The sequence below is a fragment of the Mycoplasmoides pirum ATCC 25960 genome (assembly GCF_000685905.1).
GTDB lineage: Bacteria > Bacillota_I > Bacilli_A > Mycoplasmatales > Mycoplasmoidaceae > Mycoplasmoides > Mycoplasmoides pirum.
In genome coordinates, this window is record NZ_JMKZ01000001.1 from 458,143 (window position 1) to 481,178 (window position 23,036).

The 23,036-nt window shown below is 22.4% G+C and carries 18 protein-coding genes and 1 tRNA gene; 15 read left to right on the plus strand and 4 right to left on the minus strand.

Translation table 4 applies throughout. The annotated features are described in order from the left end of the window. Positions 1–915: a type I phosphomannose isomerase catalytic subunit gene (locus T397_RS0102000; protein WP_036448634.1), complete on the minus strand. Its 915-nt coding sequence runs from the start codon at positions 913–915 to the stop codon at positions 1–3. A 91-nt stretch (positions 916–1,006) separates the two neighbouring features. Between T397_RS0102000 and T397_RS0102005 the strand changes: the two genes are divergently transcribed. The 3 genes from T397_RS0102005 to nadE are packed head-to-tail and all read left to right on the plus strand — an operon-like array spanning position 1,007 to position 3,705. Then, entirely contained in the window at positions 1,007–1,645 is a 639-nt protein-coding gene (locus tag T397_RS0102005) for a hypothetical protein (RefSeq protein ID WP_027124008.1), read from the plus strand. A gap of 8 nt (positions 1,646–1,653) precedes the next feature. After that, on the plus strand, positions 1,654–2,952 hold the full coding sequence (obgE, locus tag T397_RS0102010) for a GTPase ObgE (protein ID WP_027124009.1): 1,299 nt from the start codon (positions 1,654–1,656) through the stop codon (positions 2,950–2,952). Between the two features lie 12 nt (positions 2,953–2,964). Continuing rightward, a complete protein-coding gene (gene nadE, locus T397_RS0102015) occupies positions 2,965–3,705 on the plus strand; it encodes an NAD(+) synthase (RefSeq protein ID WP_027124010.1) in 741 nt (246 codons plus the stop codon). Positions 3,706–3,759: 54 nt separating this feature from the next. On the opposite strand, the gene T397_RS0102020 is transcribed toward nadE, so the two are convergent. From T397_RS0102020 to udk, 3 genes are all read right to left on the minus strand, one after another. Then, the gene (locus tag T397_RS0102020; protein ID WP_027124011.1) at positions 3,760–7,107 is read right to left on the minus strand and encodes an AAA domain-containing protein; all 3,348 of its coding nucleotides are present in this window, start codon (positions 7,105–7,107) and stop codon (positions 3,760–3,762) included. A 77-nt stretch (positions 7,108–7,184) separates the two neighbouring features. Beyond that, the gene (locus tag T397_RS0102025) at positions 7,185–7,499 is read right to left on the minus strand and encodes a hypothetical protein (RefSeq protein WP_027124012.1); all 315 of its coding nucleotides are present in this window, start codon (positions 7,497–7,499) and stop codon (positions 7,185–7,187) included. Then, positions 7,465–8,103 carry a uridine kinase gene (gene udk / locus T397_RS0102030; RefSeq protein ID WP_036448637.1) on the minus strand — a complete coding sequence of 213 codons (639 nt, stop codon included), beginning with the start codon at positions 8,101–8,103 and terminating at the stop codon, positions 7,465–7,467. The genes T397_RS0102025 and udk overlap by 35 nt, the downstream gene beginning before the upstream one ends. A 189-nt stretch (positions 8,104–8,292) precedes the next feature. Here udk and T397_RS04225 point away from each other — a divergent pair, with 189 nt between their 5' ends. From T397_RS04225 to T397_RS0102095, 12 genes are all read left to right on the plus strand, one after another. After that, positions 8,293–8,823 carry a DNA methyltransferase family protein gene (locus T397_RS04225; RefSeq protein WP_155947926.1) on the plus strand — a complete coding sequence of 177 codons (531 nt, stop codon included), beginning with the start codon at positions 8,293–8,295 and terminating at the stop codon, positions 8,821–8,823. Positions 8,824–8,839: 16 nt separating this feature from the next. Next, positions 8,840–10,054 (plus strand): GmrSD restriction endonuclease domain-containing protein, encoded by a 1,215-nt coding sequence (locus T397_RS0102040; RefSeq protein WP_202898790.1) that lies wholly within the window; start codon positions 8,840–8,842, stop codon positions 10,052–10,054. A 64-nt stretch (positions 10,055–10,118) separates the two neighbouring features. Next, positions 10,119–10,194: transfer RNA gene (locus T397_RS0102045), tRNA-Arg, on the plus strand. Positions 10,195–11,342: 1,148 nt separating this feature from the next. Next, positions 11,343–12,938, plus strand: a complete 1,596-nt coding sequence (locus tag T397_RS04300; protein WP_081794293.1) for a DNA methyltransferase — start codon at positions 11,343–11,345, stop codon at positions 12,936–12,938. Beyond that, positions 12,931–14,658, plus strand: a complete 1,728-nt coding sequence (locus T397_RS0102055) for a hypothetical protein (RefSeq protein WP_027124015.1) — start codon at positions 12,931–12,933, stop codon at positions 14,656–14,658. The genes T397_RS04300 and T397_RS0102055 overlap by 8 nt, the downstream gene beginning before the upstream one ends. Before the next feature lie 299 nt (positions 14,659–14,957). Then, on the plus strand, positions 14,958–15,965 hold the full coding sequence (locus tag T397_RS0102065) for an ATP-dependent 6-phosphofructokinase (protein WP_036448638.1): 1,008 nt from the start codon (positions 14,958–14,960) through the stop codon (positions 15,963–15,965). Then, positions 15,965–17,491, plus strand: a complete 1,527-nt coding sequence (gene pyk / locus T397_RS0102070) for a pyruvate kinase (protein WP_027124018.1) — start codon at positions 15,965–15,967, stop codon at positions 17,489–17,491. The genes T397_RS0102065 and pyk overlap by 1 nt, the downstream gene beginning before the upstream one ends. Positions 17,492–17,497: 6 nt before the next feature. Further along, the gene (locus T397_RS0102075) at positions 17,498–17,791 is read left to right on the plus strand and encodes a co-chaperone GroES (RefSeq protein WP_036448639.1); all 294 of its coding nucleotides are present in this window, start codon (positions 17,498–17,500) and stop codon (positions 17,789–17,791) included. 24 nt (positions 17,792–17,815) lie between these two features. Then, positions 17,816–19,426: a chaperonin GroEL gene (gene groL / locus T397_RS0102080; RefSeq protein ID WP_027124020.1), complete on the plus strand. Its 1,611-nt coding sequence runs from the start codon at positions 17,816–17,818 to the stop codon at positions 19,424–19,426. 22 nt (positions 19,427–19,448) lie between these two features. Beyond that, positions 19,449–20,780 carry a leucyl aminopeptidase gene (locus tag T397_RS0102085; protein ID WP_027124021.1) on the plus strand — a complete coding sequence of 444 codons (1,332 nt, stop codon included), beginning with the start codon at positions 19,449–19,451 and terminating at the stop codon, positions 20,778–20,780. After that, positions 20,773–21,072, plus strand: a complete 300-nt coding sequence (locus T397_RS04230; protein WP_052663075.1) for a hypothetical protein — start codon at positions 20,773–20,775, stop codon at positions 21,070–21,072. Before T397_RS0102085 ends, T397_RS04230 begins: the two co-directional genes overlap by 8 nt. Positions 21,073–21,142: 70 nt before the next feature. Further along, positions 21,143–23,029: a hypothetical protein gene (locus T397_RS0102095; RefSeq protein WP_027124022.1), complete on the plus strand. Its 1,887-nt coding sequence runs from the start codon at positions 21,143–21,145 to the stop codon at positions 23,027–23,029. The last annotated feature ends 7 nt before the right edge of the window (positions 23,030–23,036 follow it).

Consider the following 23,036-nt stretch of genomic DNA (forward strand, 5'->3'; position numbering starts at 1 on the left):
TTAATTAATTGAAACATAACTAATTAAAATTTGCATGTTTCCATTTAAACAAAACTTATGGTTATGTTTAACAATAAAATTACTACCTTTTTTGATTTCAATATCATCGATTAGTCCATTGCCTTCAATTACTGTTCCTTGAATTCAATGTGCATTATCATAAAGGTAGTAATTTCTATTTATATTGTTTATTTTTTCTAATTTAAATTTTTCATTATTAATTAATGATGCATTATTTAAACCAGATTGAATTTTAAGATTATCTTGTGGATAATAAATTGTATTAATTGAATCTTCAATATGTAAAGTTCTTGGTTGATTGTTATCTAATCGATCATAATCAAATAAACGATATGTAATATCTGAACTTTGTTGTAATTCATAAATTAAACTTGAGCTTTTAATTGCGTGAACAGTTCCGGGTGGTACATCAATCACATCTCCAATTTTAATTGGTTTATTAACTAGTAATTTATTTCATTCTTTTTGATTTATTAAATTAGTTAATTCTTCTTTATTTTTAGCGTTATGTCCATAAACTACATTTGCATTATTATTACAATCTAAAACATATCAACATTCCCATTTTCCATATTGATTATGTTTTTTAAATGCATATTCATCATTTGGGTGTACTTGAACACTTAAATCATCATTAGCATCAATGATTTTTACCAATAATGGATATGGTTTGTTGTAATTATTAAAAAAATCTTGATGATTGTTGTAATATTCAAGTAAACTAACGTCATTAGCATTGACAACAATACTTGATTTATTTTCAATTGCACTTATTAATCAAGCTTCACCATTTCGATTATCATATAAACATTCATACCCATAATCTTTAAGACGATTTCCGCCTCAAACTTTTTCTTGAATGTATGGTTTTAAAATTAAAATATTTGGTTGCATAATATTGATCTTAATTTTCTTTTTATCACTTTAATTGTTAATAATATTTTAAATAAATATAACTTTAAAGTTATTAATATATAATTTCAATATGAAAACAACATTAAAAATTTCTGATTTTTTTATATCTCAAAAAACTAATCCTATTATTAAAACATTATTAGTTTTATTTTTTGTATTTATTTATTTCTTAATAATTTGATTATTGTTTGGTGAATTTAATTTACTTAAATTATATTTTATTGTTTATCCTGGAATGATTAATCCAAATGATTCAACTCAAGTAGCAACTTTTGCTCAAATTGATTCTCGTTTATATTATTTTTTATTTATTCCTGGAATTGTTTATACTTTAATTATTTTTTTATTAAAACTATTTAAACAAAATGCATGAGATATGGTATCAATTTTTCTTGCTACATGAATGGGATGAGTTGCTTTAATATTATCAGCAGCATTGCCATCACCATATTCAATTTTAATGTTAACAGTTAGATTGTTAATTGTTGCTTTAACTTTTTTTGGATTATTTTTTATTACAAATTTCATTATTATCAAGATAGTAGCATCACCAAATTATAGTAAAAGTGTTGATACTTTTATAGATTATGTAAATCAAGAAACAAAAATAAATAAAATAAATCAAAGTTTTAAGAAAATTCTTCAAGATAACCAAAATTTAATTTTTGATGTGGATTCAAAAAACATTTTTTGTCATAAAAAGAAATAAAATTAATTATGCAGTTTATTGATTATTGTGAAATAAAATTATGTGCAGGTAATGGTGGGAATGGCGTTGTAGCTTGAAGACGTGAAGCACATTATGATAAAGGTGGGCCAGCGGGTGGCAATGGCGGTGATGGTGGGGACATTATCTTTGTCGCTGATCACAACACATCATCTTTAATGAATTTAAAATTTGTTAAAAGAATTAAAGCTGAAGATGGCGAAAACGGTAAAACTGATATGGGTTTTGGTCGTAATGGCGAACCAAAATATGTTAAGGTGCCAATTGGTACAACTATAACAAATGCAGATACTAATGAGTTAATTGCTGATTTAATTTATAAAGATCAAGAATATGTTATATGTCATGGCGGCAAAGGTGGTCGTGGCAATGCTGCATTTAAATCACCTACATTAAGAGCACCTGCTATGTACGAAAATGGTGATTTAGGTGAAGAATTAAATGTTAAATTAGAATTAAAATATTTAGCTAATGTTGGTATTGTTGGTTTCCCAAATGCCGGAAAATCAACATTAATATCTAAATTATCTAATGCTAAACCTAAAATTGCTAATTATCAATTTACTACTTTAACTCCAGTTTTAGGTGTTGTTGAATATGAAAATCAAAAATTAGTTTTTGCTGATGTTCCAGGTTTAATTGAAAACGCATCAGAAGGTTATGGTTTAGGACATTATTTTTTAAGACATGTTGAACGTTGTGAAATATTAATTCATTTAATTTCATTAGATCCAAATGATCATGAAGATATTTGTTTAGCACATGATCAAATTATTAAAGAATTAAAAAAATATTCACAATTATTAATTAATAAAAAAATGATTGTAGTAGCTAATAAAAATGATGTTGAAGGTGCAGATAAAAGATTAAATGAATTAAAAAAACATTTAAATAATATTTCAATTATTAGTATTAGTGCAATTAATAATGATTTAAGTGATTTGGTACCTAAAGTATTTAAACTTTATAATGATTTATCTAAAGTATCTGGAGTAAATCGTTTTAATAATCCAATGAATTTAAATCGTTTATACACTTATGATAGTTATGCTAAAGATGAAAATAATGATCCTTTAAATGTTTCGCGCGATGAATTAGGACGTTGATTAGTACAATCCAAGAAATTAGATTATTGATTTCATAAAATTCCCCAAAATACAATGGATAACATTTCAAGATTAGGACAAATTATTAAAGCTATTGGTGTTGAAGATAGTTTAAAAAATATGGGTGCTAAACCAAATGATACAATTGTTATTTGCGGTTATGAATTTTTAATTGATGCATAAGGTTAATAGATTATGAAAATTAGTAAATATGCAAAATATCTTGAAAATTGAGTTTTTAATCAAGTAAAAAAAGCAAATGCTAAAGGTATTGTTTTTGGTTTATCTGGTGGAGTTGATTCTGCTGTAATTGCTGGAATTGCTAAAACAGTTTTTTTAAATAATCATTTAGCAATTGTAATGCATATTAATAATTCTGAATTAGATGTAAAATGCACTAATAAAATTATTAAAGATTTTAATTTAATTAATGAAAATTTAGATTTAAATTCATCTTTTAAATGTTTAGCTAAATCATTAAATTTATGTTTAAAAAACGATTTAATTATTTTAGGAAATTTAAAGTCAAGATTAAGAACAATTAGCTTATATGCTTTAGCACAAAAGTATAATTACCTAGTTTGTGGAACTAGCAATTATGATGAGTGAATTACTGGTTATTTTACAAAATATGGTGATTCAGCTTGCGATCTTGCACCTTTACGAAATTGTTTAAAATCTGATGTATATGAATTAGCTGATTACTATAAAGTACCTAAAATAATTGTTAATCGCCAACCATCCGCAAGTTTATTACCTAACCAAACGGATGAAAAAGATTTAGGTTTTAAATATAAAGAACTTGATAAACATTTACTTAATAAAGAAAAATTATCAAGTCAACAAGAAAAACGTTTAAATAATTTAATTATTATGTCAGAACATAAAAGAAAACTACCAATTGCTCCAAAAAGTAAACGGAAATTATTAAAATAGTTTATTTAAATAATCAAAATTTAAATTTGTTTTTTATATTAATAACACTTATTATTATCGTAATATATAATAAAATTCATTTTTGTTAAAATTAGAAAAATTATTTTTTGATTTATCAAATTGTAAAAAAGTTATATTTTGAATAACAAAAGCTAATGAATATTTATTTTTAAGATTAATATTAAATTTTGAAATGTCATTTATTTTAGCAATAATATAATATTTGTTGTATGTATTAATAAATTTCAATTCATTGTTGGATAAATAAAAATTATTTGATTTTTTGTTAATAGATGATTTTACGTCTATAAAATAACTTGATTTATTTTTATTTGTATATATTTCAAAATCATATTCTTTAAAAAATTCATTATTTTCATTTAGTCAAAAATAATTTTTTATAAGAATATTTTTATTAAGTTCTATTAAAATTTTTTGTTCCACAATATTTCTTAAATTTATATCATTTAATATATTATTAAAAATTTTTTCTCCATATTTTCCAATTTCATTTATTTGATATTTTAATTTGTTAAATTTTTTAAATTTTTTAACAAGATTAAATATTGATAAATTATCAATATTGTTTTTGATATAAAATATAACTTTATTAGAATTTTCTAAACTTGTTTCAGCTTCAAATCGAAAGTTAAATTTTAAATTTGATGTATTAAAATTATTTCAGTAATTTATTGATTGAATATGAAAAAAATGTTTTTTTGTTCTAGTTCATAAGACATTAATTCTATTTTCATTAAATTCAAAATTATTTATATTTTTTTTAGGTTTATCATTAACATTTGAAAAATATATAAAATCACATCCTATACCTTGCAATGAATCAATTGTTCCAGATTTAATTGAGTTTAAAAAAAATCGAATTAATTTTTCTTTTTTAAAAAAATTTAATTTAATTTTATTGTTAATTTGATCAATTATTTTATTTTCTTCAATAGATACTAATTTTTCATTATCATTAGATAAAATTTTCAATATTTTACTAATAGAATTAGCTTGATTTCTATACAAAGATACAAAAGCAACATTTTTGGATAAATATTCAATTGATTTTTCATTTAATTCATCATAATTAGCATGTTTTATCATAATATCTAGATTATCAATAATTAAATTTATTCCAATTGATATTTCTTTATAATTTATATTCTTAAAAATATTGTTATTGTCGTAGTCATATGCAATTTGAATAAATGAAGATTCATTGCATGTTAAATATTTTTGTATTTCATTAGAAATTAAGCAAGTTTTTTCTTCTACAGATGAAGAAAAAATAAGAGTTTTATTATAAAAATATTTATTGATCATATCAAATATCCTTTTAGGACATCTAAAATGTTCTAACAAATATAAACCCTTATATTTGTTTTGATTTATTTTAGATATAAAATTTGTTTTTAAATTAATCATTTTTAAAATTGAATTGTCTATTAAATCAATATTATTATTATTAAATTTGAAAACATTTAATTTTTCTGAAACAATATCTAAAAAATAATTAAATTCATTTTTAGATAATTTTTCTTTTATTTTGTTTATTTTTTCAATAAAAAATTTATTGTTTTTGTTATCAATAATAGGTACTAATTGTTTTTCATCTCCAATTACTATAATTTTTTTTGTTAATGCAAGCAAATATAAAAAATATTTAGAATTAACTTGGCCTGATTCATCTACAAAAATATAATCAAATTCATTAATAAAATAACCAATTTTTTTAATATTTTTTGAATTATATTTTTGAATATTAGAACATAAAATAGGTTTTAAAATATTTATTTTTTTTGTTTCAATAAAAATTCATTCATGAATGTGCTGCAATAAAAAAATATTTTCATGTCTAATTTTTTTATCGATTATTTTTTGAATTAAATTAAAATTAATTTTAACAATATTTAAAATATTCATTAATTTAATTTTTTCATTTTTTAAATTTTCAATATCATAAATTTTTATATCAAATTTTGGTAAATTTGTATAATTCATATTCATTTCTTTTATTTCTTCTTCATTTGAATATTTTTTAATGAGATCTACTAGTGATTTAATTAAGTTAATGTATGTTTTTATTTGTTTTTCTATTAAATTTTCCACTTGTTCAAAATTGGATATATTTTTTAACCAAATTTTTTTTAATATTTTTTTATTAGAATTGACTAATATTTGAAATTTATTTAAATTTGACTTATTTATATTTGATATGTTTAGTTCCAATTCTTTTATCAATTGATTTGAAAAAAAACCTAATTTATCTTTAAAAATATCTTTTATTTTGTTTGTTCAAATTATTAAATATTCTTTTATTTTTTTATAATAATTAATTTTTTTTATTTTTTTATTTGATATTTTTTGTATTTGTTCATTAATTTCTTGCGTAACTTTTTTTATTGATAAAATAATAGAAGAATATTCAAATAAATTATCTGATAATTTTGAATTTTCTTTTTCAATCAAAGTTTTTATAATAGCATTAATATTTTTTATTAAAGAAATATTTTCTTTTATTTTTTTTAAAATTTTAAATGGGATATTATCTCAATTTATTTTTTCTTTAAAATAATTATTTGCACTCAAACAATAATTATTTTTTATTTTGAAAATTTCATTATTAATTAAATTATTTTGTGATTCTCATTGATCTTTTCAAGATTGTCCTTTTCCGCTCATTGTAAATGAAATATACGAGAAAAAATTGTTTATATTTAAATTTTCGTGATTTATTCAATTATCTAAATTTGAAAAATTAATTTTACATGTTTCAGGTATATTTTCAACAGAAATTTGAGTAAGACCGCTTACAAGAATTTTTGGACATTTATATAAATTTTTTAAAAAATAGTTAAATTGATAACTATCAATATCAAAATTATTGTTTAATGAATTAAGAAAATTATCAAAAATAATATTAGAAAACAAATAATTTAATAAAGTTGATTTCCCTGTACCAGCAGCACCATTTATAGAAATAAAGTTGTTTTTATCATCTTTACAAAAATTTAATAAGGCATCTAATGTTTTTAATTGACTTTTTTCTAATCCATCAGTTTTCGAATAAGATGATGCAAAATAATTAATACCATATTTGCTATTTATTAGTTCTTTAAAATATTCATCTTCTATTGTGTCGTAATTAAAAATTATTTGTGAATCATTATAAAAAGATAGTTTTTTTTCTATTTTTTCTATATTCTTTTCATTTTTTATAATATTTTCATTGAAATAATTGAAAATATTTATATCATATGAACAATTATTTTCAAATTCTGCAAATTCTGCAGTGATGTTTTGATTATTATTCAAATTATTTTCATCAAAATTAGAATTAAAAAGAAAATCATTTATAAATTCTCAAATTCTTTTTTTTGAATAATCAGAATAATTCATAATGTTATAATTTTGGTTTCTAAAAACTAATTTTTATTATTTTTATATCAGAATTAATTTAAAAAATGATATAAAATTTAAAGTATTTTTTTTATTTTGCTTGGAAGCATATTTGTTACAGTGGTTATCAAATTATTATTTTTTAAAACAATGGCATATAAATTTTTAGTTTCAGGAATTTTATAATATTCATAACCATCTTTTTGATATGTAGGTTTTAAACCAGACAATTTTTCATTAATAATTACATCTATTTCTAAATCATTAAAATTTATATCTAGTTTCAATCTTTCCTTGATTCTTAATCTTGCATGATTTGAAACAACAAATTTCGATTTAGAATAATAACTCATATTTTTATTTTGAATTTTTAAAGAAATTAATAATAGCATTGCTAATTGTTCTCATAGCAATATCATTAATTGTGTATCAAGGAATAATCAAATTTGCTGTCGCTTTTTGTTTTTCAACATATTCACGATACATAGGTCTAACGTATTCACGTCATTGTTTTAAAACACTTTCAATTGAACGACCCCGTTGTAAAGTATCTCGTTCTATTCTTCTAGCTAATCTTTCATCATTTGGAGTATCAACATATATTTTTAAATATGCCATTTTTTCAATTTCTTTATTTAGATAAGATGTTAATCCTTCCAAAATAATAACATTGACATTTTTTATAATTGTTGTTTTTTTGCCACGAGTATATTTTACATAGTCATATGTAGGAACATTAATAGGTTTATTATTTAGTAGATCTTTAAGATGTTTAATAAGTAAATTTCAATCAAAAGAATCAGGATGATCAAAATTAATTTTTTTACGTTGATTTATAGATTTGTCTGAAAAAGGTAAATAATAATTATCTTGGCAAATAATTTTAGTTTTTAAATTTTTAGGTAAATTTTTGTAAATTGAATTAGCAATAGTTGTTTTACCAGAACCACTACCACCACTTACACATATCAAAATAGATTTTTTGTTTATATCCATATATTCAAAACATAAAGCATTTTAAACTTTATACTTAGTATATTATACATACTTGTTTTTATCGATACATTTTTTATTTTCTTTATTTCAAATATAATAACTAAAATTTAATATTTTTTAACAACAAAATTAGTTAATAAAAATTGACTTTTTTTTTTTTTTTTAGAATAGCCTTTTAAATTGTAGATTATGAATCATATGAATAGTCAAAATAATTATTCTATTAAAAATATTTTAGGTTTACAAAAGCGTGAAAATAATGAGTTTTATACTCCCAAAGAAACTGTAGAAAATATTGTTAATTTAGTTATTAAAAAATTAAAAAATAAAGTTGTTTGGTGTCCTTTTGATACACAAGATAGTAATTTTGTTAAGGTACTAAAAGAAAAAAATATAAGTGTAATCAACACACACATAAACATTAAAAATGGTGATTTTTATAAAAATAAAACTATTCCAAAAAAATGAGATTTAATTTTGTCAAATCCACCTTTTTCTAAAAAAAGAGAATTAATTGAAAGATGTTTAAGTTTTAATAAAGATTTTTGTTTGCTTTATGGTGCAACAATTTTTTCTCAATCTATGGGAAATACCTTGAATAAATGTGATTTTTGATTTATTCAGCGAGATGTAAGATTTACAACAGACATAGAGGGAAAAATTAAAAAATTTCAATGTGCTTGGGTTGCTAACAAAAATTTTTTTAAAAATGTTAAATAATTTGAGATTTTATATTATGAAAAAACCGACAATAAAAACAATTTCTATTTTTAATTTAATAAATAGTAAAGATGATTATAATCCAAATAGTTGATATCAGCGAAATGAAGCGTGAAAAAATAAAAATAAACAATCTTTAATCAATTCTATAATTAATGATTTTTATATTCCGCCAATATTAGTTGCTTCTAAACAAATTGTCGATGGAAAACAAAGATTTTTAGCATTAAAAGATTTTATTGACGGAAAATTTTCCATTCCATTAGAAAATATAAATAATCAAGATTTTAAAAATGAATTAGATAAAGAATTATCAAATGAAGAATTATTAAAATTTAAAAAAAATACAATTTCATATTCCGAAATGCCACCAAAAATTAGGAGAAAGTGAATTGAAGATAAAGAAATATTTATTGTGGATTTGGGTTCGGTTAATGAGGATGATATTATTGACTTATTTAAAAGAATAAATAAAAACTCAATAAAATTAAACGCTTATGAAGAATTAATGTCATCAATTCCAAAAAAAATTAATGATATGTTAAAGCAAATAATTAAAAATTCTAAAATAAATGAATTATCAAATAGTAAAACTCTAAAGGAAAGATTTGGTGCAGAATATTTAATTTCTAGATGTATAACAATTTTAAATATGCCTGCAACAAAAAAAGATGTTCGAAAACAAATAAAAGATGTTATTAATAAATATCCATTAAATAAAATTGAAGAAGAAATTAAAAAATGTTCTGAAACAATAGATTTGATGTATTCTTTGTTGGATAACGATACATTAGGTAGAAATGCATTTAAAACAAATTTTGAAACAATTTTTTGTTCATTATATGAAAACTTAAAATCTAAAAACTGTTTTATAAAAAATAAATATGAAATAAAAAGTAAAATAAATTTAATAATTGATGAATTACGTAATGATCAAATGGGCGGTGGAACTAAATATGATAGTATTGAATTTGTTAAATCGAGAATCAAAAAAATTGATAAAATTTTAAATGATTATTTAGTAGATAATAAACGTACATTTAATTATGATGTTAGATTAGAAATTTGAAAAAAATCAGACAAAAAATGTAATATATGTAAACGAAATATTTTAAATTTTAATGAATGCGAAATTGATCATATTATCCCATTTGCTAAAGGTGGAAAAACTGAATTACACAATATGCAAATTCTTTGCATATTGTGTAATAGAAAAAAATCTTTAAATTAGTTTACCTAAAAAAATAGTTTTGTTATTGAATTTATTTAATTTTATAATAATGAGGTAGTTTAATGCGTCGGTAGCTCAGTGGATAGAGCACACGCCTTCTAAGCGTGCGGTCGCGGGTTCGACTCCCTCTCGACGCGCCATTTTAAAATAAAAAAGCTTTCATTTTTTACATGAAAGCTTTTTTATTTTAGACTAAAAATTAAAATGTGACATTGCAAAAATGAATATAATGAAGCAAATTTGTAAGTATTTGTAAAATTTATTTTTTATTGTTTGTTATATTTTTATTTAATTTGTAGTTTATACAACACATAGCAAAAAACACATTTGTGCAAATGAATATGTTTTTTGTTTAATTTATTAAAAATTTTAAAATTAAAATTTTGACTAAATAGTTTTTTGCATATTTTATATGTATATAGGACAATTTTTAAGTTAAATGATAATTTAGTACACAAAATTATTTTGTTAATCTAAAAATTTAAAATAAATAGACAAAAAAGTTTATGTTGTGCATGCACGCAATACAAAATAAATAAAAAATACGTTTGACAAAAATCTTATTTAGAATTAAAAACTTCACTAACAATAACTATTGAAGATGTTAATAAATATTTGAATTTTGACTAAAGTCAAAAAAGTTCATTAATTAATTTTTATTTAAAAAACATTTAAAACTAATTTAAAAATAAAAAAATTTTTTATTTGACATTTTATGTGCTAACATTTATTAGTAAAATTTAACTAAACATTTTTTGTTTATATATAAAGATTAAAATTTTTACTTAGTGCAAAAATTTATTAAAAAATTTTTAATTTGTTAAATTTTTACACGGAAAATATAAAAAATAAAAATTATATTAATTTTAAATATAAATAAATTTATTATTATTATTATTTATGATAATTTATATTTTATTAATAATTAAAAAAACGCATTGGTAGCTCAGTGGATAGAGCACACGCTTAGAAAGCGTGTGCGGTAGCGGGTTCAACTCTCTCTCTCTCTCTCTCGACGTGCCATTTAATTTATTATTTGCGTTCTTTAAAACACTATAAAACCTATATATATTTGTTTTTTCTTACATGTTATCACATATGAAAATTTTGGATATTTGTGAATTTTTTTAACACTATAAAGACAAATTTATGTGCTACAATTTAAACATTGGTTAAAAACCGTTTCATATGCATGTGAAATATGTGAAATTTACATTATTAATATTCAGAGATTTGTATGCTTTGATATTAATTTAATTTGTTTGGAAATTTATGTGGACAATTAATAATGATAAACAATAAAAAAATCAAAAAAGAAAATATAGAAGTTAATAGAATTTATAACAAAAATTGTTTAGACATTATAAATAGTATGATTAAACAAAATTTTATAGTGGATGCAATAATAACAGATCCGCCATATAATGTTTCAAAAAAAAATAATTTTAAAACAATCGGTAGATTGGGTGTTGATTTCGGAAAATGAGATAAGAATTTTAATCAAACGTTATGATTAAATAACATTGGAAAAATATTAAAACCAGGTGGATCTATTATTATTTTTAATGACTGAAAAAATTTAGGAATAATTTCACAAGAACTTGTAAAAGAAAATTTTGAAATTAAGGATTTATTAAGATGAATTAAACCGAATCCAATGCCAAGAAACGTTGATAGAAGATATGTTCCTGATTATGAATTTGCATTATGAGCTATTAAGAAAAAAGGTTCTTGAACTTTTAATAAAAAATTAGATAAATTTTATTTAAAACCCGAATTTATTTGCCCATCTGTTTCTAGTAAAAAAAGAATTCATCCTACTGAAAAACCATTAATTTTAATGGAGGAAATTATAAAAATTCATACAAATGAAGGCGATATTGTTTTCGATCCTTTTTCTGGGTCTGGATCTACGTTAGTGGCAGCAAATAAATTAAATAGATTTTATATTGGTAGTGAAATATTAAAATCATATTACAATAAATCAATAAAAAGAATAAAAGAATCATATATTAAACCTACTTTTAACCATTTAGGTAATAAGTTTAGAATGATTGAGGACTTAATTAGAAATTTTCCAAAAAATAATGTTGATTATTTTGTTGATGTATTTGCTGGTAGTGGTGTTGTATCTTTAAATTATCAAACTCCAAAAAAAATATTTTTAAATGATAAAGATAAATGATTAACAGCGATATTAAATTATTTAATGAATACAGATGTAAACCTTGTTATTCAAAAAACAGAAAACATTATAAAACAATATAAATTACCCGTTGATAAATTAAATGACAAATATACTTCTCAATACAATAAATTAAAAAAAGATTTTAATCGCAATAAGAATGTGGAAAAATTACTTGTTTTAATACTTTTTGGTTTTAATCAACAAATTAGATTCAATTCAAAAGATGAATGAAATATTCCTGCAGGAAAATTTCGATGAAGCTTGTATCAAAAAAATAAACTTATTGAATTTTGCGAAAAAGCAAAAGAAAAAAATTATTCAATTCATTCTAAAGAATTTGATATTTTTGTATATGAAATATTAAAAGAAATAGATAAGAAAAAAACACTTTTTTATTTTGATCCCCCATATCTAATTTCAGATGCAACATATAATAATTCTTGAACAGAATTAGAAGAGCAAAAATTAATTGATATATTAAATTTTTTAACAAAAAATGGTTATAGGTGATGTTTATCAAATCTTCTTTATTCTAAAGGAAAAGAAAATACAAAACTAAATAATTTTATTTCTATTAATAAAAAAAATATAAAAGTCGACATCATAAAAAATATTTCATATAAAAATTCTAATTATCAAAGAAAAAAAAATTTTTTGATTGATCAAGAAATTTTAATAAGAGGAAATTATGAATAAATTTGACAATTGAAATAGATTTGGAGATACTTCTTTTAGAATATCTAATCAAGTCAATTTTTATACGCAAATATTTACTTACATATTAGAAAAACTAAAAGCAAAAAATTCAAAAAATTATAAATTATATATTTCTGATGTTTTAGAATATGTAATTCAAGAACAAATTGTTTTTTATAAAATAGAAAATAAAGATTTTACAAGAAAAAATAGAAGTCATTTATTAGTAAGGCAATTAAAAGAATTTAATTTAATCTTAATTAAAAATGATAATTCAATACAATTAACTAATTTTGGAACACAAATTGGAAAAATATTAGAAGATAATAAAATAGCTTCAAATTTAATTCCAATTATTTGATTTTTTCTAATGCTACATAAAGATTCGAAAAGATCTAATATATTTAAAGGATTTGTTAAAAATTGTTTAGAAATAGGGTATAGTGATAAATTGTTAATTTCTTTTATTACTTCTAAAAATAAATTTGATATTAATTCAAAATTAGAAAAAAATAAATTGAGCAAAGAAGACATAGCAAAAATTTTGAAAGAAAAAGATATACAAGTTGTTTGTAAAAGAAAAAAACCTTTAAAAATTTCTAAAATTTTACCTCAATTAATTAATGCAATTTTAGAGAAAAATTTTTTATTAATAAACAATTTATTAGATGATGTTGGTTCTAAATTAAAAAATTTTTTAAAAAAAATGTATAAATTGTGAAATAATGAATTTACTAATAAAAAAATAACAGATAACCAAATACAAAAATACATTTTATCAAGAAAAGAAAATTTATTAAATGATATTTTAAATTTAGTAGATTATCAAACAGTTTACAAAGATTATAAAGATATAAATATAAGATGATTAGTCGATACCTTATTTTTAATTAAATTAAATGATAAATATGTTTTGAATAATAAGTACATTAATATATATAAAAATCTAATTGAATTAGATCCTAATGATTTTGATAAATTTTATTCTTTTTTAACAAACTTAAAATTACCTACTAATTTTTATGAAAAGTTACCTTATAACCGAAATGAAGTAATTAAAATGCTAGAACTTGTTAATGATAATAAATGAAATGAACTTAAAAAAAATTTTAATTTAACTAATATATCTAATTCAACTATTTTTGAATACTTAATAAATTTATCATTTTCTATATCTTATAACAATAATGCTTCTATTTTTAAGGAATGGTGTAATACTAAATTGGATAATAATTTAAAACCCATAATTCACGCATCTAGTGGCAGCCCAGATGGAATAATTATAGATAATTCTTATTTTTCTACTGTTGAATCTACTTTAATAAATGATTTAGAAAAACTAATAAAACAAGAACGAATTCCCATTAAAAGGCATGTATACAATATTTATAAAAATAAAAAACATTTTAATTTATTAAAATTTAATAATAATCCAACTGTAGTTTTTGTTGTAAAAGAAAAATTAACTCCTCAATTAATTTATCAGTTTGTGTCTGAACATAATAGTCAATACCATATTGATTTAACTAAAATAAGTATAATCACTTTATCAACTTTTGAAGTATTAACATTTTTGAAAGATAAAAATTTACAAGATTTACTTGTCAAGATGAAGGATGAATTACCTATGAAATCAATATCAATAGATGCACCTGATGATAATAAAAAACAATTAGATGATTTTTTTAATCTATATATGAATAAATTGATGAAAAAATAATAAATTTTAATGCAAAACAAATAAAATTTAAAATTTTACTTTTTTTAAAGAATTATGCATTTTTAAGGTATAAATAATTAAAAAATTTTTAATTAGTTTGTTTTTGATAACTTGTAATATTATTAATATTAGTAAAGAAAACATTTTATTAATTTTTTTAATAAAATTTAAATGTTTTTTATTGTTGTCACTTGTTTTTAAAGACAATTTAATATCAATATAAAAATCAGAAAATTTTTTTATAATTAAATTGTTATAAGTTACATTTTTTATTGAAATTAGAAAGATTTCAACAAAGTATGATTAAAAACAAAGTAATTAAAAAAATTGCTATTTTAACCTCAGGCGGTGATTGCCCAGGAATGAATACAGCAATTTATTCTTTAGTAGAACAATCTTTATACTTCGGTTATAAACCTTATTTAGTTTATGAAGGATATAAAGGTTTGGTTGAAGATAATATTAAGTTAGCAAATCTAAGTGAAACGAAAAAGAATTCAATTTTAGGCGGAACATTCATATATTCAGCACGTTTACCTGAATTTAAAGAATTAAATGTTCGACAAAAAGCAGCTAACAATTTAATTAAAAGAGGTATTGATACATTATTTGTTATTGGTGGAGATGGTAGTTATCAAGGTGCTAGATTATTATCTAAACTAAAAATTAATTGTATAGGTTTACCAGGAACTATTGATAATGATATTAGTTCTACAGATTTTACAATTGGTTTTTATACAGCATTAGATTCAATTGATCAAGCTCTTATAAAAAACAATCATACAGCAATCTCGCATGATCGTGTAACAATTCTTGAGGCAATGGGTCGTTATTGTGCTGATTTAAGTTTTTATAGTGGAATTGCAAATAATGCTGATTTAATAATCACACACGAAAATCCAATGAGCGCTGAAACTATTGCTAAAAAAGTAAAAGAAGCATATAAAAAAGATAAAAATCGTCGTACTTATCTAATAGTTGTTAGTGAACGTTTATATGGAACAAATAAATATCAATCATTAGAAGAGATTGGACAAACTATTTTAAAAGAAACTAATAAAATTGTTAATATTAATCGTTTGGGTTATTTACAACGTGGCGGTAATCCAAATGCAATGGATCGAATTTTAGCGATGCAACTAGGTCATTATGCTGTTAATTTAATTCATAAAAATAAAAAGAATCGCGTTGTTGGAATTAAAGATAATAAAATTGTTGATTATGATTTTGATTATGCTTTAAGTATGAAAAATCAAAATCGTAAAAAAGAAATTTTGCAATTTAATTTAATTAAAGAAGAGGTTTAATGAATATGAATCACTTGAAACGAACTAAAATAGTTGCAACTTGCGGACCATCATTAACTCAAAAAATATGAACATTAGGTGATTTAAAAGATCCTAAAAACAAAGAATTAGTTAAAAAAGCATATGAAAACATTGAAAATGTAATCCGCAATGGAGTTACAACAATTCGTTTAAACTTTAGTCATGGTTCTCAAGAAGAACAATTAATAAGAATTCAAATTGTTCGCGAAGTTTCTAAAAAATTACAAATACCTGTTTCAATTATGTTAGATACTCAAGGACCAGAAATACGTGTTGGTAAAATTGTTGATGAAGGATGTAAAATTAATGCTAAAGATTTAGTTGAAATTTATACATCAAAAGTTATTGTTGGATCTAAAAATAAATTTTATGCAAGTGATTCAACTGGCAAATATAACATGATTAATGATCTTAAAGTTGGATCTACAATTTTAGTTGATGATGGCAAATTGAATTTAACAGTTAAAAAATTAGATAAAAAACTAAACATTATTACATGTGAAGCTAAAAATACTCACACAATTACTTCTCGTAAACGAATTAATTTACCTAATGCTCATTATTCAATTCCTTTTTTATCTCAAAAAGATGAAAATGATATTTTGTTTGGAATTAAAAACAATGTTGATTATTTAGCATTATCTTTTGTTAATACTGTTAAAGATATTAAACAAGTTAAAGAAATCTTAAAAAAGAATAATGCTGAACACATTAAGATAATTTCTAAAATTGAATCAACTCATGCAATCAATAATTTAGATGCAATTATTGATGCTTCAGATGCAATTATGGTTGCTCGTGGTGATTTATCTTTAGAAATTCCTTATTATGTTGTTCCATATTGACAACGTTATATTATTAAAGCTTGTCGTGATAAAAATAAACAAGTTATTGTTGCGACACAAATGTTAGATTCTTTAGAAAAAAATATTCATCCAACAAGAGCTGAAGTTACAGATGTATATTTTGCTGTTGATCGTGGAACTGATGCAACTATGTTATCTGGTGAAACTGCTAATGGTTTATATCCATTAGTTGCAGTTGAAGTTATGAATTTAATTGATAAACAATCTGAAATTTCATTTGATTATGAAAGAGCAATTAATTATTATTTTCCTAAAACTAAATTATCAAAAACTAAATTTGGTAAATTGGTTTTAGATGTTGCTAAAAAAGTTTGTCCTAAACGTAATGTAAGCAATGCTGATTTTAAATATGATTTTATTGTTCATTTCACAAACGATTTAAATGAAATTAAAACTTTATCAAATATTCGTCCAGCTGCAGGTGTTATTATTATTACTGACAATGATCAAATTTACACTGGTCATGGAATTGATTATGGTATTTTTACATATAAAGTAGAAAACTTGAAAAATGCTAAAAAAGATTGAAAAGAAGTAAGTCTAGCAGCTATAAATAAATATAAAAAATTTGGTATAATTAAGTCTAAATTACCTAATTTAGTTTTGGTAAATAACAAAATTGTTAATTTGAAAGGATAATCATAAATGATTAAGCCGTTACATGATAATGTTTTAATAGAGCCTTTAAATGATGAAATTGTTTCTAAAAAAGGAATTATTTTAACTACAAATTCAGAAGAAAACACTAATACAACAAAAGGTGTTGTTGTTGCATTAGGCGATGGTCAAATTTATAAAAGTGATTCAAAATGTAATTTTGAAATTCAAGTTGGAGATGTTGTATTTTTTAAAGAATATAGTGGAACTAATATTGTTAGTGAAGATGGTAAAAATCTTAAAATTTTAAGTTACGAAGATATCGTTGCTGTTCAAAAATAAGATTTGCAAGGAGAAATACTTATTATGTCAAAAGAACTAACATTTTCAAAAGCTGCAAGAAATCGTCTAAATTTAGGTTTAAATAAATTAGCAGATGCAGTAAGAATTACTGCAGGTCCAAAAGGTCGAAATGCTTTAATTGAAAAAAAATATGGTGCGCCTTTAATTGCTAATGATGGTGTAACTATTGCTAAAGAAATTGAATTAGCTGATCCAATTGAAAACATGGGCGCTAAATTGATTGCTGAAGCAGCTATTAGTACAAATGATATTGCTGGTGACGGAACAACTACTGCAACAATTTTGACACAAGAAATGGTAAATAAAGCAATTGATGCTATTAATGGTGGTGCTAATCCAGTAAATATTCGTCGTGGTATTGAAGAAGCTTCTCAAGTTATTATTCAAAATTTAGCTAAAGTTTCAAAATCAATTACTACTTCAGATGAAATTGCTCAAGTTGGTGCAATTTCATCAGGTTCTAAACAAATTGGTGAATTGATTGCTAAAGCAATGCAAATTGTTGGTAAAAAAGGTGTTATTACAATTGATGACGCTAAAACTTTAACAACAACTTTAGATACAACTGAAGGTTTAGAATTTAAAGGTGGTTATGGTTCACCTTATATGGTTACTGATCATGAAAAAATGGTTGCTGTACTAGAAGAACCTAGAATATTAGTTAGTGCTAACAAAATTAACAATATTAAGGAATTAATTCCATTACTTGAGTCTTGCATGGAATCAAATATTTCTTTAGTTATTGTTGCTAATGAATTTAGTGATGAAGTTGTTACAACATTAGCTGTTAATAAATTACGTGGAACATTAAATGTTATTACAATTAAATGTAATGAATATGGCGAACGCCAAAAAGCTGTATTAGAAGATTTAGCGATTACAGTTGGTGCAAATCTAATTGATTCAGCGTTAGGTTTAGAATTAAAAAATGTAACAATTGATGATTTAGGTACAGCAGGTAAAATAACTGTAGGAAAAGAAAAAACAACAGTTATTGACGGTAAAGGTAATCAAGAAAAAATTCATAATCACGTTAAGACATTAGAAGGTAAATTAAATGCACTTAATGATGATAAGTATAATGCTGAAATTTTACGTGAAAGAATTGCTTCAATGTCTCAAGGAGTTGCGGTAATCCGTGTTGGTGGTGCAACTGAAATTGCTCAAAAAGAATTGAAATTAAGAATTGAAGATGCACTAAATTCAACTAAAGCTGCTGTTGAAGAAGGTATTGTATCAGGTGGTGGTATTGCTTTAATTAATAGTATTTCATCAATTGCTTATTTAACTTCAAGTGACCGTGAAGTTGCAATTGGTTATGATATTGTTCGTGAAGCGTTGAAAGCTCCTGCTCGTCAAATTATTGAAAATGCTGGATTTAATAGTTCTAAAACAATTAACTATATTTTAAATCAAGGTGTTGGTATTGGATTTAATGCCGAAACTGGTGAATATGTTGATATGATTCGTAGTGGAATTATTGATCCAACTAAAGTTACAAAAACAGCATTAGAAAAAGCTGCTAGTGTAGCAGGATTAATGATTACTACTGAAGTTGCAATCAATGATATTAAAGAAAAAGATAGTAACAAAAACAACATTTTTGGTGAATAAATTTTATTAAGGATATAAATCAATGCAAATCAATGTATCAAGTAAAACTGTTGTAAAAAAAATTATTGCAAAAGCTGCTAAAAATGAATATGGTGTTAATTTAAAATTAGATTTACCAGGTCAAGTTGAATTTAAAGTTGCTTTACCTTTTAGTAGCGATACTTTTTTTACAAAATTTCGTCAATATTTAAGTCGTCAATATGATACTAATGAAATTGATGTTGATAGTTTTATTAACGTAATTGGTGATGATAAAGCTGAACAAGTTGTGCATTTAATTGTTAATGCAGTTGAATTTGTTGAAGCAACACCTTATTCTAAAAAAACTAAAAAAGTTGAAAAACCTAAATTTGTTTTAAAAGTTAATAAAAAATTTGAAAAAACAATTTCTAGTGCTACAAATATTGCCAAAGCAATGACATTAGTAAGAGAATTACAAGATACACCTTCAGATGTTTTATATCCTGAAACGTTTGTTGCAAGATTTCAAAAAGAATTTAAAGGTATTCCTAACATTAAAATTAGTGTTTTAAACAAAAAACAAATTATTGCTAAAAAAATGGGAATGCTTTTAGGAGTTAATAAAGGTTCAGTTCGTGAAGCTCGTTTGCTAGTTGTTGAATATTTAAATAACCCTAAATCTAAAAATCGTTTTGCATATGTTGGTAAAGGAATTACATATGATTCAGGAGGAATGAATTTAAAACCTGGATCTCATATGCGAACTATGAAATATGATATGTCAGGTGCAGCTATTGTAACTGCAACAGTTTTAGCTTTAGCAAAAAACAAAGTTAAAACAAATGTAATAGCTGTTGCTCCTTTAACTGAAAACTTACCAAGCCCAACTGCACAACGCCCTGATGATGTGGTTATTGCATATAATGGAATGAGTGTAGAAATTGATAATACTGATGCTGAAGGTCGTTTGGTGTTAGGTGATGCAATTTCTTATGCAGCTAAAGATTTAAAAGCAACAAGAATTTTTGACGTTGCAACTTTAACCGGTGCAATGCTTTATTCATTAGGAAATACATACAGCGGTGTTTGAGCAACTAATGATAAACATTGAAAACAAATTTATTCTGCTAGTCAATATGCTGGTGAACCAATTTGACGTTTACCATTACACGAAGATTATTTAAGAACATTAGATTCAGCTGTTGCTGATATTGTTAATTGTGCTTCTAAACCAGGTGCTGGTTCAAGTAGTGCTGCAATGTTTTTAACACAATTTAGAGAAAATGTAGATTTAGTTCATATTGATATTGCAGGAACAGCGGATATTAATGGATTAGGACAAGCAGTAATTTTAAGAACTTTATACTGACAAGCTGTAAATCAAGATGAATAATAACAATAATCTTGAAACAGAATTAGTTGTTGTTTCCAAAAAGTTTGATGAAAATTCTTTAACTAGTCAAGTCGATAATAAAGATTATAAGATTGTTAAAGACGTTTATAATTATCAAAGTAAATCTAAATTAGATGAATTACCGTTATGAGCAAAAATTTTAATTGCTTGTGTTTTAATTTTAATTGCGATTGGTGCTATTGTTGGCGGCGCTTTTGCAATTAATGCTGTAAGTAATCTTGTTCCACAAGAACCAGTTAATAAAATTTTTGAAACAATTGTTGTTATTTAAAAATATTTTTTATAAATGTAAATTTTAATTTACATTTATATTTATTATTTATGTATAGTGATCAATAATAATGTCAAATAAAATTGATTTTGCTTCTTTACCAATTAACCCAATTCAATCATTTTCTGATAAGATTTTTGCCAATCTAGAAAGAGCTATTGATGAAGTTATTGATTATGAATTTAGTCAATCAAAAATTAATCAAAAAGAAATTGATAATTTAACTAATCAAATAAATAAATCACAAAAAGAAATAATAGATCAAAAAAAATTATTAAAAATTAATGCTAAAAAAATAGCAAATGTTTTTATTATCATTAGTTTTGTTTTATTAATAGGTTTAGCTTTTATTCCGATTTTTAATAAAAACAAAAAAATAATTAAAGAATTTAATCAATTTAAACAACTAAAAGAAAACGAAATTTTAAAAGATAGAAATTTGCGTTTTAATTTAATGTTATCTGGTTTTTCTGCAACAAGTATTCACGAATTAATTATTAATGTATTTCAAAAATTTGATATTCAGATTTCTGAATATTTTGATTCACAAGAAGTTTTAAATCTTTTAAAAAATTCTTTTAATGTTTTAGATATTTATTCAGGAATTAAAGGAATTTTAAAAAATTCACCTTTTTATGATTTAATGCTTCGTGAACATAATATAAGAAATGTTGCTACATCTAATTCAATGAGTTTTCCATATACAACTATTGAATATGATAGTGAAAATCGTCCTCACACAGTAATTAGATATGAAACGTTAACTGCAATTCATAATGAACCAACACCATTTTTAGATGAAACTAATTTATTAATTTATAAAACTAATTTTTTACCTGATTTTTCATTTAATGTGACAAAAGGTAAATCTAATAAAAGTGTAATGTTAGAAAATAGTACATTTTTAAAATATTTCAACATTGAAATTGATCCAAATCAACAATTATACTTAAATCAATTTTTTACAATTAAATCACAAGAAGATTTTGTTAATTGATATCAACACGAATCATCAAATATTTACGAATTTACTAAATACTTAGATTCCTTATATATTTTCGGTAATAATGAATCATTAAATTTTATGAATATTTTAAATCGTCTAGTAACTAATGCGCAAATTTTACAAAATGATAAAAATTTTGAATTAACCGATGCAATAAATTTAGTTAAAAAAATTATTTATGCATATTGTTCTAAAATTGTAAAAATGCTTCAAATTCCTTTGCTAGTTCCTGGAATTTCTCGTGAATGATATAAAAAAGATAAAACATATTTAATTGCTAATAATTCAAATTTATCAATTCCAAGTTTAACTCAAAACGAAAATGTTGATTTTAATATTCTTTTGTTGCCGATGCTTGCAAACAACTTAATTTCTTTTAATAAATTTTCAGAATTCCTTAAAAGAAAACCTTGATTAGAAATTATTAATTACCAAAAGATATTTTTGGATATTTTTAAAGCTAATTTAAAAATTAAATCATATTTTTCAGAAACAAAAGTTGATTTAGTAACAGTTTATGGGATGGAAGTGGGGATGAAAACAATTCCTGTAACTTATGAAAAATTTCATCCCATTGATGAAGATAAATATGCTATTTTTATAAATCATCCAACAAATACAAACAATATTATTTTAGTTAGTTCTAAAATTAAAAATAATTTATTTGATGGTGTATATGAAAACAAAGAATTTGCTAATAAAATGTTACAAAACTACATTTGAACAAATAATCCATCATCACTTGAAAATTCAAAAAATAAAGAAAAATTAATTGAATATGTTCAAGAAATTAACCAGTTAAATGAAAAAATGCAATTAGATTTAATTTTTAAAATTGATAATAAAGGAATTAGTATTTTAATTAATAATCTAGATAATTTAAATGAAGTTATTGAACAAAAAATTATTAGGATTTTAACTAATATAAAAAATGATAATTTTGTAATATAATATTAGG